Origin of the sequence: Pseudomonas sp. NFACC46-3 (assembly GCF_900114515.1) — a bacterium.
GTDB lineage: Bacteria > Pseudomonadota > Gammaproteobacteria > Pseudomonadales > Pseudomonadaceae > Aquipseudomonas > Aquipseudomonas fluorescens_Q.
Map to the genome: position 1 here is coordinate 1 of NZ_FOTH01000049.1, position 14,393 is coordinate 14,393.

The following is a 14,393-nucleotide window of genomic DNA, read 5'->3' on the forward strand; positions in this document are numbered from 1 at the left end:
GATCTGGAAAACAAGGGGATGGCGGCGCCTGACGCCAAGGGGTAGCGCTGGCATTGATGCAAGCTGAACCGACGCCATCGCGAGCAAGCTCGCTCCCACAATTGGATCGGAGTACGACAGAGAGAGCCAGGCCGGCTATCAGGCCGCCTCGCGGTGGACGTTGATCTCGGCGCCCCGTTAACCACGATGGCCGAACGTAGGTATTGCGCAGTGGGCATCCCGGCATGGATGCCGGGATAGCCGCGCTGGGCCATGGATGGCCCTTCGCGGCGGCCCACGGAGCAATGCCTACGTTCGGGCATGCCGAGCCCTAGCGAGGCACCGAGTGGTGGGGCACAAGCGCTTTGGTTACTTTCGCGCTTTTCGAAAGTGACCCGCTGTAAGAGCGGAACCCTAAGCAGCCGTTACCGCAGCAACGGATATGTACCCCCCCACAAAACAACCTCAATCAAACATTCGGGCAAGGAACCGGTGCCCAGTCACCCAGGTCCGGGTTCTTGCACATGCTATTGACCTGAGTGGTACCCGCGCTGGCGACCTGCTTGCTCTCATCCTGCTTGGCCTTGGCGGTCTGCAGGGTTTTCTCGGTGGTCACCGCTTCTTTCGGCACGGTTGGCAACACCGGTGGTTTTTTCGCCGGCTTCACAATCTTCTTGGTCTTGCTGGTGGTCTGAGCCACGACCGGCGTGGTATCGGCGGTGGCCACAGTCACCACGTCAGTACGCTGCACACCCACCTGCTGCAAGTCTTTCTCATAGGCCTGGGTGTAGTTGTTCAGGTCTTCGGAAGCTTTGCCATTGACCGCAACGATCAGGTCGTTCGACTCTTTCAGGCCGGAAACGATTTCCGCCAGGCGCTTACGGCCTTCGGTGTCGTTGACGGTCTTGGCCTTGCGGTCAGCCACCAGCTTGCTGAACGCATTCTGGTAGCACTGCTGCGAAGTCTTCGCGTAGGCGGTGCTGCGGTCGATGTCGGAGACGCTTTTATTGACATCAGCGGCGTAGGAGGCGATGCGCTGGTTGTCATCGGCGATCTGCTTCTGGCGCTCGGTGTAGTAACCGGCTGCACCACCGGCCAGGGCGCCGCCAGCAGCACCGATGGCCGCGTTGCGACCACGGTCTTCCTTGTCGGCGGTCAGGGCGCCCAGCAGCGCACCACCCACTGCACCAACGGCCGCGCCGGTAACCACCGACTTGGTCATGCTGCCCTCAGTGGAGCGCAGGTGCTGCACCGGCTCGTAGCAGTTCGGGTAGTACTCGACCTTGGTGCTCGAGGCGACTTTGGAAGTCGGCGACGTGGCGCAGCCGGTCAGTACGGTGCTGAAGCCGACAGCGACCATCAGCAAGTGACGCTTGGAAACCGAAGCAAAAGGTTTACGGGAGAAAAGCATAGTGGTGTTCTCGTTTAAGTTTTGACCAGCTCAGCGCAGCCCCATTGCCGCCTGAGTCCCTTCCAAGCTCGCTGACAACGAACACTCAAGACCGCTGAGCGTTCGATGCGAGCAATTCCTTCAATATCGCCGCCGGGTCGGCTCGTTTTTGCTGACGATAATCCCCGACATGACGAACGAATAACGTTGCACGCGCCACCAGGCTCTTGCCTAGGACCGGCTTGCGCTCCAATTCTTCCTTGATGCGCTGGAACTGCGCCTGGATCACCGCATCGGTGTAACGCGTGCCGGTGGCCAGGTTGTCGATGTAAATCGCCACCGCGCCGTCCAAGGCGCTGCGGCCATTGTCGATGGCTGTGGCAAACAGCTGGGCGCTGGCCTCGTCCTTGGCGTCCAGGGCGGCTTGCCGGCTGTTCTGCAGATTGGTCAGGCGAATGTTGTAGTTGTTGACGGTCTCGGCCACCAAGGCTGACGACTGGATCAGGTTGCCCGCCGCTTCCTCGCGCTGCTGGGCGATGAGCGAGACGTTGCGCTTGAGTTCTTCGTTGACCAGGCCCAGTTCGGCTTGCAGGCGCGGGTCGACACTGGCGGCGATGATGCTGTCCAGGCGCTTGGTCGGGTCATCGGCGTCGTCGATGGCATCGGTCAGCGACGCGAGGCGGCCTTCTTTCTGCCATTGGGCGAACAGTTCCTTGTAGCGCGAACGCGGCGCCGACAACGCCCCGACGGCCACGCGAAAACCGGTGGTTTCGTTGCTTTGCTCAGTGCCGTCGGCGGCGAACAACGGGTACTCGCGGCGCATACCGGTGAACAGCGTGCCCTCGCCTTCCAGGTAGTTGCCGCCCTTGACCACGAAGCCGCCATAGGCGCCCTGGCGGCGACCGGCGTGCACCAATTGGAAGGATTCCTGGACCATCTCGGCGGCGTTGCCGACCACGTCGAACAGGCCAATCGGATTCGGCAGCTTGGTGCCGATGGGCATCAGCCGCGCTGCCTGGCCAGTGCCACCGGCGACCTGATTGAACACCGCCCAATCGGCCAGCGGCCCGTCGCTTTCACTGCCTTCCAGGCGCCGCGGAAACAGGCGCCCTTCCAAGTCCTGACGACTCACGGCTTGCCCGCCACGGGCGGCGAATTCCCACTCGACTTCCGTTGGCAAGCGCACGAAACCCAGCCCGCCATCTTCGGCAGAAGTGCCGCGACCGCTCACCGGCAGCAGGTCCTTGTGGTACTTCATCAGCCAGGCGCTGTACACCGCCGAGAAACGCTCGGCCTCGAATTTCGACAGTTTCACCTTGGGCAAACGCCCGGCCACGCCTTGGGGCAAATCGGCTTGCAAGGTTTCGCAGGCCGGCGCCGGTTCGCCGCTGGCCAGCGATTGCGCCTGGGCCATGACCTGGGCGTACTGGCGCGCGGTGACCTCGTACTTGCCGATGAAGTACAGCATCGGTTTGAGCGGCGTCTTGGCGTCGGTCTTGGGCATCAACGGCGTGATGGTGGTGTTCCAGTCCTTGGGCAGGTCCTTGAGGGTGAACTGACCGTTGATGAAGTCGCGCCGGTAGCCGGAAATGAACGACTGCTGATAACCCGCCTCGCCTTCGCTGAACGGGTAACCGAGGCTGATCTCGCGGTCGTCCAGGGTGCCCTGGGCGAGAATGTAGACGTAACGAAACACCATCTGCCCTTCGCACGGCAGCGGCAGGCTGACGTCATCGGGCAACGGCTTGGGGTTGTCCAACTTGTCGGTGCCTTCATCGGCCCAGGCCAAACTGGCCAGGCTCAACGCCACGGCGGCGCCCAATAACTTATACATCACGAATTCCTTCACACGCCTGGATGCGCGCCACCCGCCAGCCACCACAAGCCGCCGCGACAGCGCTGACGCCGAGCACGGCCACCAGGGCCAAGGTGTAGTGACGCACCAACAGATGACTGGCGTATTCGCCGGGCATCTGTGCAAATAAATAATTCAGGCCCGACTGCGCCAGGCCATACAAGCCGGCACTCAGCAGGGCCGCAAAGGTGGCGCTGTAGAGCGCCTGCAACACCACGAACAGCAACAGCGCCGCCGTGGACACCCCCAGCAGGCGCAACACCGACAGTTCCCGGCGCTTGCGCTCGACCGCCGCCAGGGCACCAGCAAAGATCGCCGCGAACGCGCCGGCCAAGGCCAACCCGGCGATGATCCAGAACACGATCGACAGATTGCGGCTCAGCGATTGCACTTGTGCGATGGTCTGGGCCTGGGTCGAGACCAATAGGTTCTGCCCGGCGAAATACTGACGCAGCGGCTCGACGTCGCCGAGGCTGCGGGCATACAAACGAAACGCCGGGTAGAGCCGTTGCCCGGCCACACTCACCGCATCGCCCGGCCAGCCGAACGCGGGCACGGCGCGGCCATCGCGGTAATCCTCGGCGGCCTCCAGCAAGGCCAGGGGTGCAAACAGACCGTCGCGGGCGAAGGCTTGCAGGGGCAGCACGTGCAATACCTGCACGCGAGTGCGCTGCGCCTCGCTGCGACCGGCCACCTGCCGACCGAAACTGGCCTGCACCCAATCGCCGGCCTTGGCGCCGAGCTTTTCGGCGGCGGTCTGGCTGAGCACCACTTGATCCAGGCCTTGCGGCACCGGCAAATGCTCGAACAAGGGATCGTTGGCCGCGGTGGGAATCATCTCGACCGTGACGACCGAAGCATCGCCGCTCAAGTCCGCCGTGGCGGCGATCTGCCGAGTGCGCGGCAAGGCAAAAGCCACGTCGCTGCGCTGGCTCAATTGCTCGACGAACTCGGCACTGAAGCGACCGCCGCCCAAGGGGATGATTTCCCGCGTGGCCGGATCGTTCTGCAGGCGTTCGGTGAGGCTGCTGACCAAGCCGAACTTCAGGCCGAACAACACCAGCAACGGCGCCACCACCGCCACCAGCGCCAACACCGAGCAGGCCGACAGCCAAGCATCGTTGCGGTAATCCTGCCAGGCCAGGGAGGCCACCAGCGCGCCACGCATCAGCAAGCCTCCCCGAGGGTGGCGGTGACACCGCCGTCGACATCGCGACGGCAACTGATGCGCCGCACCTGCAAACCGCTGGCACGGGCCAGCGCCTCGTCGTGGGTGGCGACGACACAGCACACGCCATGTTCGCGGGCCTGGGCCACCAGCAACTGCATGACGCGCTCGGCGTTCAGCGGGTCGAGGGCGGCGGTCGGTTCATCCGCCAGCAGCAGGCGCGGGCCATGGGCCAGGGCGCGGGCGCAACTGACCCGCTGGCGCTGGCCGACGGACAAGTCCGCCGGTTTTTTGTCCAGTTGATCGGCAATATCCAACTGCCCAGCCAGGCGCGTCACGCTGCCGTCATCCTTCAAGCCCAACAGTTTTCGCGACAACTCGATGTTGCCGCGCACGTCCAGGAAGCCCAACAGGCCGCCGGTTTGCAGAACATAACCCAGGTGACGACTGCGCAGCTCGGCCAAGGTGCCTTGTTGCGACCCACGCCACAATTTGGCGATGTCCAGCGGTGTGTTGGCGGGCGTGAAGTCGAAGCGCCCGGCCTGATCCGGCGCCAGCACCAGCGCGAGCAAGTCGAGCAAGGTGCTTTTGCCGCAGCCGCTGGGGCCGACCACCGCCACTTGTTCACCGCCGTGCAAGTGCAGCCGTGGAATCACCAGGCTGTAGCGCTGGCTGCCGGTGCCCCGGCTTTTGTGCACTGCGTTGAGGGTCAGCATCACGGCAGCGTCGACAACGGAACGCGGTACAAGGCATCACCCGGCTCGGCGTCGCCGAAGCGCACCCAGTTCGCCAGGTCGTTGTGGAAGGTTTCGTAGAGGCGGATTTTCGAATCCAGCTCGTCGATGAAATCTTCCTGCTCGGCCACGCTCAACGACAACCACAAGTCTTGGGTCATGTTCAGCGACTTGCTGCGGTACGGCAGCCCTTCCAGGTACTCGCCCAGAATCCCGCCGTCGGCCAGGTTGCCGCCCTTGCGCAGGGCCGACGGGTCGCGGCTCATGTAGGCGCTGGCGCTGGCGATTTCCTGGAAGAAATCCTTGGGCGAACTCTGGGTCTTGCGGGCCGCGTCGACGATCAGCTTCAGCGACTGCTGCAAGTCGTTGAGTTGCAGCTTGGTCAGCATCACGCACACCTGGAACGCCGGCAGCGCCGGGTTGGTCAGGTCGCGGTCGGCGGTCCAGGCGCTGACCAGTTGCGGCGCCTGGCTGGCGGATTTACGCCCCAAAAAGTCCATGTGCATCGCGTAGCCGACCGCCGCCGATTTATCCGCCAGGCTCGGCGCGGCGCTCAACAGCGGCACGGCTTGCGGTTTGTTGCTACGCACCTGGTGCACCAGGTCGGCGAACACCGAACCGATTTCGTCGACGCGCTCGCCGAACTTGCGCACATCGGCGCCCGGCACCGGAATGTACAGGTCGCCGATCTGCGGGTTGGCGTCGGCGGTCAGGGTGCGGTACTGGCTCTGGGCGCCGGCGTGGGTTTTCTTGCCGGCGTCGCTGAGCAGGTGCAAGGCGTAGATCTTGATCTGCTTGCCCAGCGCGGCCTGGCGCACTTCGGCCTCGTTCATTTGCGTGGCGGCAAATGGATCGTTCTTGCGCAGGGCCCCGGCGTCGGTGACCAACAGGATCAAACGCCCGCCATAACCGGACCAGTCCATGCCTTCGACGGCTTCCATGACCCCGGCAAACGCATCTTCGTTGAACGAATGGCTCGACACCGTCGATGCCTTGACCTGGCGCGCCAGCTCCATGAAGCGTTGCGGGTCGCGGCCCTGCTCCAGGGTGATCAAGGTCTTGGCGACGTATTCCAGGCCCGGGGTTTTCTTGATGCTGCTGCGGAACCCCACCATGCCGAAGCTGACGCTGTCCAACTCGCCACGCTCGGCAATGCGGGTTTGCAGCTCGTGGACCACGTCGCGCACCTGGTCGATGTAAGGCTGCATCGACACGGTGGTGTCCACCACCAGCACCACGGCGGTGCGGAACGCGTCGGCGTTGGCGGTGGTGATCGGCGTGTTGCTCGACGCCTTGGGGGTGTTGCCCGGATCGATCGACGCCACATTCAGCAACTGCACCGGCTGGCCGTTCTCATCGAGGCTCTCGCGGGAATCGAAGATCGGCAACAAGTAGAACTGGCTCTGCGGCACGGCGCTGGCAGCCGGCTCCAGGGCCAGTACTTGCTGGTCGTCCTGCGGGCTCTGCTGGGCCTTGAGCAACACGTTCTTGGCCGCCGATGGGTTAGCCAGGAGCTTTTCCACGTCGCCTGGCTGACGCAGGAACATCACGGGCGCACGGCCAGAACGTTCGGTGAACTTGAGCACCAGGCTCTGCTTCCAGTCGCTGACCTGGGCGGCGGGCAACCAGCCGTCGCTGCGCCCGTCAGTGGCGGCGCCGACCCGCACCCACGCACTGCCGTCGACGTCCTTGCGCTGATAGACGTACAGCACGGAAAACGCCGGCAGTGCCTTGCCCGGTGCCGCGCCCGGCGCGTCGGCGAGCTTCGCCCCCGGTTTGCTGAGCACGCGCTGGAACAGGGTTTTCTTGCCCGCCATCAACAGCGGACGCTGGCCGCCATCGGCCTCGGTCGCCACGGGTGGCTGAGCCGCGGGGACAACGGGTGGTTTGACCGCTGGTACTTCCGGGGCTTTCGGCGGTTTCGCTTCCGGTGGCTTGACCGAGGTGGTCGTGGCCACTGGCGTCTTCACTGCTTTGCCATCATCACCGGACAACCACCAATAACCCGCGCCACCCAGCGCCAGCGCCACGGCGACCGCAACGGCGGCCAGGGCGAACACCGGGCCCTTGCGTTGCTCCGACACCGAGGATTGAACCGTCGGTTTTATCGGCGGCGCAACGGGCTTGGGCTGCGATTGTGGCGGCGGTGGTGAATAAGCCGGGCCGCTGGGAATGTCGATGGACATGGGTGTCAAACCCGCCAAGTCGTCCACCGGTTTCGGCGTCTCCGGCAGTTGCAACGACAACGGCCGAATCAACGTCGCTTGCGCCGACTCGTCTGGCAGGTTATCCAGCGCCCGCAGCAACGCCGCCGCATCCGGGAAACGCTCCGCCGGATCCTTCGCCAGCAGCTTGCGCAGCACGTCCTGGTAACGGCCGTGGTGCACCGGCAGTTCCGGCAACGGTTCGGTCAGGTGCGCCAGGGCCGTGGACAGTGCATCGTTGCCGGTATACGGCAGTTTGCCGACGAGGATTTCGTAGAGCACCACGCCCAGGGCGTACAAGTCAGCGCGGCCATCGATGTCCTGTCCACGGGCCTGTTCCGGGCTCATGTAGCTGGGCGTGCCGACCGCAAAGCCGGCCTGGGTGAACTGGGTGCGGTCGTCCAGGGACTTGGCGATACCGAAGTCCGAGAGCACCGCCGTGCCATCGGCACGGAACAGGATGTTGGCCGGCTTGACGTCACGGTGCACCAGGCCCAAGCCGTGGGCATAGCCCAGGGCCGAGGCGATCTGGCGGATGTAGGTCAGGCCCTGCTCCGGCGTCAGGCCCGCGGCGATGCGTTCCTTGAGCGTGCCGTTGGGCAGGTACTCCATCGCCATGTAATACAGCTCACCGACGTTGCCGATGTCATGGATGGTGACGGTGTGCGGGTGCGACAGGCGCGCCAGGGTCTTGCCTTCGCGCAGGAAACGCTCGCAGAAGGTCGGGTCGGCGGCCAGCGCGGCGGCCATCACTTTCAACGCCACCTTGCGTTCCAGCGAACGCTGGGTCGCCAGGTACACGCTGGCCATCGCGCCTTCACCGATCGGCCCTTCGATGTCGTAGCCGGGGATGACAATGTTCAGGGTCAAGCTCATGACGGCACCTTCACGACCACCACGGTGATGTTGTCCGGCGCGCCGCGCATCAGGCCCAGGGACACCAGGCTGCTGACGATTTCGCCGGGCTCGTCGTGGCTCAATACTTCGCGGATCTCATCGTCTTCAACGGTCTTGGTCAGCCCGTCGCTGCACAACAGGTAGCTGTCGCCAGGCACCAGCAGCAGCTCGGTCAGCGCCAGGTTCAGTTGCGCCTCGACGCCAATGGCCCGGGTAACGATGTTGGCCCGCGGGTGCACCCGCGCCTCGGCTTCGCTGAGCAGGCCGCTGTCCTGCAGATCCTGGACGTAGCTGTGGTCTCGGGAGATGCCTTCGAGCACACCGTCGCGCAAGCGGTACAAACGACTGTCACCGGCCCACAGGCACATGCCGCGCAGGTCGCGGGCGACCAACACCACCACGGTGCTGCCCATCATCGTCACGCCACGGTTGGCGGTTTCTTCCCGCACGGCGGCGTTGACCCGCAGCAGGTCGCTTTGCAGCGCCGCGACGTATTCGTCCAGCGAACGCCCGACGGCAATGCCGCGCAGGCTGTCGACGATCAGGCTGCTGACGTAGTCGCCCGCCGCGTGCCCGCCCATGCCGTCGGCCACCACCCAGAGGCCGTTTTCCGGCAGGTCCAGGCAGGCGTCTTCGTTGACCTGGCGGACCATCCCGACATGGCTCTTGCTTGCAGACTTGATTGCTTTTCCGGCACTTGGACGCATCTACACAACACCTTCTTGGCCAAGCAAAAATTGCGCAAAATCAGCCGCCGCCGGCAATCCCTGGCAGCGCATCAAACCCGGGGCAATGCGTTCCGATCCCTGGCCCCACCACAGGCTCGCGCCTTCGCAGGCCGCCTCGGCCAGGGCGCTCATGCGCCGCTGCGGGTCGGTGGCGTCGAAGCGATGCAGGCTGGCGAAACGGCTGCTCGGCGTGCGCGGCAGGTGCATCGGGCTACCGAGGGTTTCCAGCTGTTCGTTGAACGCCTCGAAACTGGCCTCCACGCTCAACGTGCTCAGCAACAGGTTCTCGACCCGCTCGAACCACTCGTCCGCACCGCCCACCACGGACGCCGGGTCCGCGTCGGGCTCCAGCAGCACCGCGACGGTCAGCGGGAAATAACGGCCGACCCGGTCGATGCTCGGCATCACCACCCCAACCGCGGCCTCCGGACCACACACGCCCGGCGCGACCATGAAGCGCCACAGCGGGCTGACCAGATAAGCATCCAGCCAGCGCTCGCCGAGGCTGGTCTGGCTGGCAAGTAAACCTGCCGCCAACCACGAATCCCACGGGCCGATAAAACTCTGGGGCAAGCCACGGCTGACGAAATCCCCGCGGCTGGCCAACTTTCCATAGAAGCCCGGTGTGCTCATAGCCGCTCCGGCAGGCTGAAGCCGCTGAGCACCCGGCTCTTGAATGGATTGAAGGCGCTGTTGGCCCGCAGCTCGTAAGAAGCGCTGGCACCATCGACCCGCAGCCGCAGGTTGAAGCGGTCCGGCGAGTTGCCGGCGGTCAGGTCCGATTGTTCCAGCAGTCGGAACCAGGCCCACGGCCCGTCCAGGGTGATGCCGGAGCGACCATTGGACGACGGCGGCATGATCGAGATCCGCACCACACCGATACTCCCCGGGTTCGGCCACTGCATGGCGGTCGGGCGGCTTGGGCCGTGGTCGTAGCTCAACTGTTGGCCGTCGAGGTCGAGCAGGAACTGGGTGATGGTCGAGTCCATCGCCACCGGTTTGAGCTCGAAACGCACCATCGGCTGCGTGCCACCGGAACGGAAGAACGCATCGCGGATGGTCGCCGCGCGTTGGAAGGTCTGCAGCACGCCAGGGGCGATGCCGAGCTTCTGCGCCGCGCCCGGCTGCCAGCGCCAGGTCGGAGTCGAAGTGTCGACGTAGGGTTGCAGGTACTTGCGGAAGTAGTTGTCCATCACCCCGCCGACGCCGAAGAACTGGCCGAAATCATCCAGGGTCGCGTCCCGCGCACTGCCTGGCGACATCGGATAGCGCCCGGCCAGGGACTGGCGATAGATGTTCACCACTTCGCTGGTCCAGGCGGCGTTCAGTTGGTTGCGCACCCCGCCCATCATGCTGTTGGTGGTGGAGTTGACCACCGACTTGACCAGGCCCTGCACCAGCGGCGGCTGGCGTTCGGCGTTGAGGCTGACGCGCGTAGCGGCGGCCGTGGCCTGGTTCTTGGCTTCGCCAAGCAAGGCGTCGCCGCTGGCACCGACCATGGCACTGACCTGCACGTACAAAGCGTTCATGTCGGCCAGCAAGCCATCGATGGCCGCCGGCTCGCCTTCGCTTTTGCTGACGATGCTGTTGAGCTCGGCAAAGTGCGCGGTGATCGGGTCATCGCTTTGCGCCGGTGCGTTTTGCGTCGCCTGCTCCTGGCCGAGCAAGCTGCCCAGGCGCTCCTTGAGTTTGTCCACGCCGCCTTCTACCGGCGCACCTTGGGCGGCCAGCAGGCGTTCATCCTGTTGCAGGTCGGTTTCCTTCGCCACCGCCACCAACAGCTTTTTCAACGGCGAGGTCGGACCGGAAATCACCCGCAGCACATCGGCGGCCTGGGCCACGCTGGTGATCGGCACAAAGTCGATGTCGGCCAGCAAGGCGTCCCATTGGCGCAGGTAATCCTGGAAGTACAGGCGACGTACATCGGCGGCCAGGCTGGCGACGTTCTGCTGATCGGCCTGTTCATGGCCCAGCACCCATTGTTCTTCAGCCAGGGTGCCGGTCTGGCTCAGGCTGGTGAGCAAGAAGCCTTGGCGGTAGCCCTTGACGGTGAAGAACCCACTCAGCGGCTCGCCCAATGGCTTGCCGCTCTTGCGGCTGAACACCAGCGCCGCGTCACGCCCGGCGGCTTCGTTGATGCGGAAGTCCGGGATGCCTTCGGGCAGTTTCTGGCGCTTGATCCGGTCATAGACCCGCTGGGCCACCGGCAATTGCTGCAACTGGCGACGCAGGTCTTCGACCAGGCGCTGGTCCAGGCGCGCGAGGGGCGGACGCCGTTCGAACAGTGCCTGCAAATGCGCGGTCAGGGCCTGGCGCTGCTCGGCCGGCAAATCACGCGGCAGGCTGCGGTCCCAATCCAGGGCGATCCAGGCCTTGATGAAGTCAGCGTCGTAATGCTCGGTGTCGGCGAGCATCAGGTAGGCCTTCAAGCCTTCGTAGAGGAAATCCGAATTGCCGCCGCTGTGCAGCTGCTCTTCGATGCGCGTCAGCAGACGTGGCGCGAACACCGCGATCAGCAGCTTGCGGTAGACGCTGCCGGACTCGGCTTCGAGCATGTCGCCCTGGTACAGGCCCAAGCCTTCGGCCCAGCTCGGGGCGTCGTCGGCCAGATGCTTCACGGCGTTGAGCAATGGCAACACCGCGAGCACATCCCGTTGCGCCGGGCTGAGGTTCTGCACGGTCTGACCCAACGGCGCGACCTTCTGATCGACCTGGGCAATGTAGGCCTGGTTGGCGCGGTAGCTGACCCACCACAACGTGCTGACCACCAGCACCAACACCACGGTGGAGGCCAGAACACCGCGGGCGATCCACTTGCGCCGACGCTCGACTTTCGGGTCGACGCCCACCAGCCCGCGCTCGGCGAAAGCCACGGCGGTGAAGAGTTTTTCGATGAAGTAACTGCGCCCGGTGCCGGTCTGGCGCGCCAGGTGCTGACGGTCCAGGTTCATGCTCTGGGCCATGGAGCCGATCAGGCGATCGATCGGGCTGCCTTCCTGGGTGCCGCTGGTGAAATACACGCCACGCAGCAACACGCGCTCTTCGAAGGCGTTGGGTTTGAACACGCCTTCGAGGAAGCTTTGCAGGCAATCCTTCAGGGCGCCGAACTGCTGCGGGAAGCCGTAGATCAGGTCGCGCCGCGCCGGGTCGCGCTCTTGTTGCAGGCGTTCCACCAAGCGGTCGTTGAGGCGCTGCTCAAGGCCGGTGAATTCGCTTTGCAGGTGCGCCAGTGGGCTGTCGCTGCTCTTGCCATCGTCCAGGGCGAAGGTCATGCCCCAGACCTGGGCGCGCTCTTCCTTGCTCAGGGTGTCGAAATACTCCATGAACCCGGGCACGAGGTCGAGCTTGGTCAGCATCAGGTAGATCGGGAAGCGCACGCCCAGTTGGGTGTAGAGCTCCTGGATCCGCAGGCGGATTGCGGCGGCATGGGCGGCGCGCTCGGCATCGCTGCCCAACAGCAGGTCGGACAGGCTGATGGCGATGAACGCGCCGTCGATCGGGCGCCGGGCCCGTTGTTTTTTCAACAGGCCCAGGAAGCCCAGCCAGGCGGCCTTGTCGATGGTCGCGTCGCTGTCCTGGGTGGTGTAGCGCCCGGCGGTGTCGAGCAGGACCGCCTGGTCGGTGAACCACCAATCGCAATTGCGTGTACCACCGACACCCCGTACCGCACCGGCGCCCAGTTGCGCGGCCAAGGGGAAATGCAGCCCGGAGTTGACCAGCGCGGTGGTCTTGCCCGAACCCGGCGGGCCGATGATCACGTACCACGGCAGTTCATAGAGGTTGCGCCGTTCGTCACCGCCCAGCTTGGCTTTCTTGAGCAGGGCCAAGGCTTCGTCCATGCGCTGGCGCAGGGTTTCCAGCTCTTCGGCAGTGGCGATGCTGGTCGGGTCCGGTGGGGTTTGCGCGGCGAGGCTGCGCATCACTTCGGCGGCCTGACGGCGCGCCTGGATGATGCGGAACACCCGGTAGGCGATCCATACCGCGAACACCAGGACGATCAAGGCCCAGCGGCGGCCTTCGGGCACCAGCCAATCGAGCAGCGGGCCAACGAACCAGATGATCAGGCTCAGGGCGATCAGCCCCAGCAATGGGATGACCCAGCGGGTCATAAAACTGAAAAACGCCTTCACTCGACCCCCTCCGCCAATACTGTGATTTCAACCCGACGGTTGCGCGCACGCCCCTCTGGGGTGGCGTTGGATGCCAACGGCTCGGTGTCGCTGCGGCCTTCGGCGCTGAAGCGCTCGGGCTGGCCGGTCTTGGCCGAAAGAATTTGCAGCACCGATTGGGCCCGCGCTTCGGACAACGCCCAGTTGGACGGGAACCGGAGGGTGGCGATCGGCCGATTGTCGCTGTGCCCGGTAACCAGGACCTGGCCCTTGACCTTGCGCACCGCATCGGCGATGCGCAGCATCAGCGGCTGGAAGTCGTCCTTGATGCTGGCGCTGCCCGAGGCGAACAGTTCATCGCCGCGGATGGTCACCACCGAGCGGTCAACGGCGTCTTCCACGGCAATCCGGTTGGCGCGGATTTCATCAGCCAAAAAGCCTGCCAGGCGTGGGCGCTCGACCACTTTCGGCTGCACCACGGGGCGGTCGATGGTCTGTACCGGGATTTCGCCCAGGAAGTGAATGTTCTTGAACACCGGCTCGGCATCGGAGGCCAGTTTCATCCGCAGGCCGAACAGCAGCGCCAGCAGCAAGGCCGCGCCGATGGCCACGGCGATCCATGGCGGCATGAATTGCGCCAGTCGATCACGGGCCACGGTGACACCGCGCCAGTGCGGCGACAGCTCGCGCTCGTAATCGCCACGGGCACTGCGGATGACGGCGGCGGTGCGCTCACGCAACGCTTCCAGTTGACTGCGGCCGTCGTTCATCACCCGGTAGCGCCCTTCGAAACCCAGGCACATGCACAGGTACAAAAGCTCCAGCAGATACAGGCGCTCGCGCGGGCTTTGCAGGCAATGCTCCAGCAACTGGAACACCTTCTCGCCGCCCCAGGCTTCGTTGTGCACGGTGATCAACAGGCTTTGCTTGCCCCAATCGCTGGTGCCGCCCCACGGCGTGCTCAACACCGCTTCGTCCAGCGCGGTGCACAAGGCGTAGCGGGCCAGCAACACATCGTTGCGCACCACACCGGCGGCCTCGGCGCGCTCTTCGAACTGGCGCAGATAAGCCAGCAGTTGTGCGCGCAAACTGGCCGGCGCCGGGTGAGCAATGGTGTTGCGCAGGCGCGTCAGCAGCGCCAGCAACGGGCCGGCGGCGCTTTCCAGCGGGTTGAGGCCCTCGGCCTTGCCGGTGAGCACCGGCGCGGCTGGCATCGACAGCGGTGCAGGCGCAGGCGTCGGCTGTGGCCGGCCAGCGTCCGGGCGGAAGGGATCTCCACCACGGCCACCGGGCGTCGGCATGAATTGGGTACGATCGTCGTTACTCATC

9 protein-coding genes are annotated in these 14,393 nt (G+C 64.9%); all 9 read right to left on the bottom strand.

Features of this window, described 5'->3' with window-relative positions; translation table 11 throughout:
• Positions 1-448: 448 nt before the first annotated feature.
• Positions 449-1,390, bottom strand: coding sequence for a type VI secretion system-associated lipoprotein TagQ (tagQ, locus tag BM300_RS27995; RefSeq protein ID WP_092464555.1), 942 nt, complete (start codon positions 1,388-1,390; stop codon positions 449-451).
• Between the two features lie 85 nt (positions 1,391-1,475).
• On the bottom strand, positions 1,476-3,203 hold the full coding sequence (locus tag BM300_RS28000) for a formylglycine-generating enzyme family protein (protein WP_092148322.1): 1,728 nt from the start codon (positions 3,201-3,203) through the stop codon (positions 1,476-1,478).
• On the bottom strand, positions 3,196-4,392 hold the full coding sequence (locus BM300_RS28005; protein WP_092464557.1) for an ABC transporter permease: 1,197 nt from the start codon (positions 4,390-4,392) through the stop codon (positions 3,196-3,198). Before BM300_RS28005 ends, BM300_RS28000 begins: the two co-directional genes overlap by 8 nt.
• Positions 4,392-5,108 (bottom strand): ABC transporter ATP-binding protein, encoded by a 717-nt coding sequence (locus BM300_RS28010; protein WP_092464559.1) that lies wholly within the window; start codon positions 5,106-5,108, stop codon positions 4,392-4,394. Before BM300_RS28010 ends, BM300_RS28005 begins: the two co-directional genes overlap by 1 nt.
• On the bottom strand, positions 5,108-8,206 hold the full coding sequence (locus BM300_RS28015) for a serine/threonine-protein kinase (protein WP_092464561.1): 3,099 nt from the start codon (positions 8,204-8,206) through the stop codon (positions 5,108-5,110). The genes BM300_RS28010 and BM300_RS28015 overlap by 1 nt, the downstream gene beginning before the upstream one ends.
• The gene (locus BM300_RS28020; RefSeq protein WP_072348199.1) at positions 8,203-8,934 is read right to left on the bottom strand and encodes a PP2C family protein-serine/threonine phosphatase; all 732 of its coding nucleotides are present in this window, start codon (positions 8,932-8,934) and stop codon (positions 8,203-8,205) included. Before BM300_RS28020 ends, BM300_RS28015 begins: the two co-directional genes overlap by 4 nt.
• Positions 8,935-9,588 carry a type VI secretion system-associated protein TagF gene (gene tagF, locus BM300_RS28025; protein ID WP_092464563.1) on the bottom strand — a complete coding sequence of 218 codons (654 nt, stop codon included), beginning with the start codon at positions 9,586-9,588 and terminating at the stop codon, positions 8,935-8,937.
• Complete coding sequence (gene tssM, locus BM300_RS28030; protein ID WP_092464564.1) at positions 9,585-13,085, bottom strand: type VI secretion system membrane subunit TssM; 3,501 nt, start codon at positions 13,083-13,085, stop codon at positions 9,585-9,587. The genes tagF and tssM overlap by 4 nt, the downstream gene beginning before the upstream one ends.
• Complete coding sequence (locus BM300_RS28035) at positions 13,082-14,392, bottom strand: DotU family type VI secretion system protein (protein WP_063323777.1); 1,311 nt, start codon at positions 14,390-14,392, stop codon at positions 13,082-13,084. Before BM300_RS28035 ends, tssM begins: the two co-directional genes overlap by 4 nt.
• Position 14,393: the final 1 nt, after the last annotated feature.

Coding starts and splice junctions, on each gene's coding strand:
- BM300_RS28020 (WP_072348199.1), bottom strand. CDS start 8,934: ATGCGTCCAAGTGCCGGAAAAGCAATCAAGTCTGCAAGCAAGAGCCAT.
- tagF (WP_092464563.1), bottom strand. CDS start 9,588: ATGAGCACACCGGGCTTCTATGGAAAGTTGGCCAGCCGCGGGGATTTC.
- BM300_RS28005 (WP_092464557.1), bottom strand. CDS start 4,392: ATGCGTGGCGCGCTGGTGGCCTCCCTGGCCTGGCAGGATTACCGCAAC.
- tagQ (WP_092464555.1), bottom strand. CDS start 1,390: ATGCTTTTCTCCCGTAAACCTTTTGCTTCGGTTTCCAAGCGTCACTTG.
- BM300_RS28010 (WP_092464559.1), bottom strand. CDS start 5,108: ATGCTGACCCTCAACGCAGTGCACAAAAGCCGGGGCACCGGCAGCCAG.
- BM300_RS28035 (WP_063323777.1), bottom strand. CDS start 14,392: ATGAGTAACGACGATCGTACCCAATTCATGCCGACGCCCGGTGGCCGT.
- BM300_RS28015 (WP_092464561.1), bottom strand. CDS start 8,206: ATGAGCTTGACCCTGAACATTGTCATCCCCGGCTACGACATCGAAGGG.
- BM300_RS28000 (WP_092148322.1), bottom strand. CDS start 3,203: ATGTATAAGTTATTGGGCGCCGCCGTGGCGTTGAGCCTGGCCAGTTTG.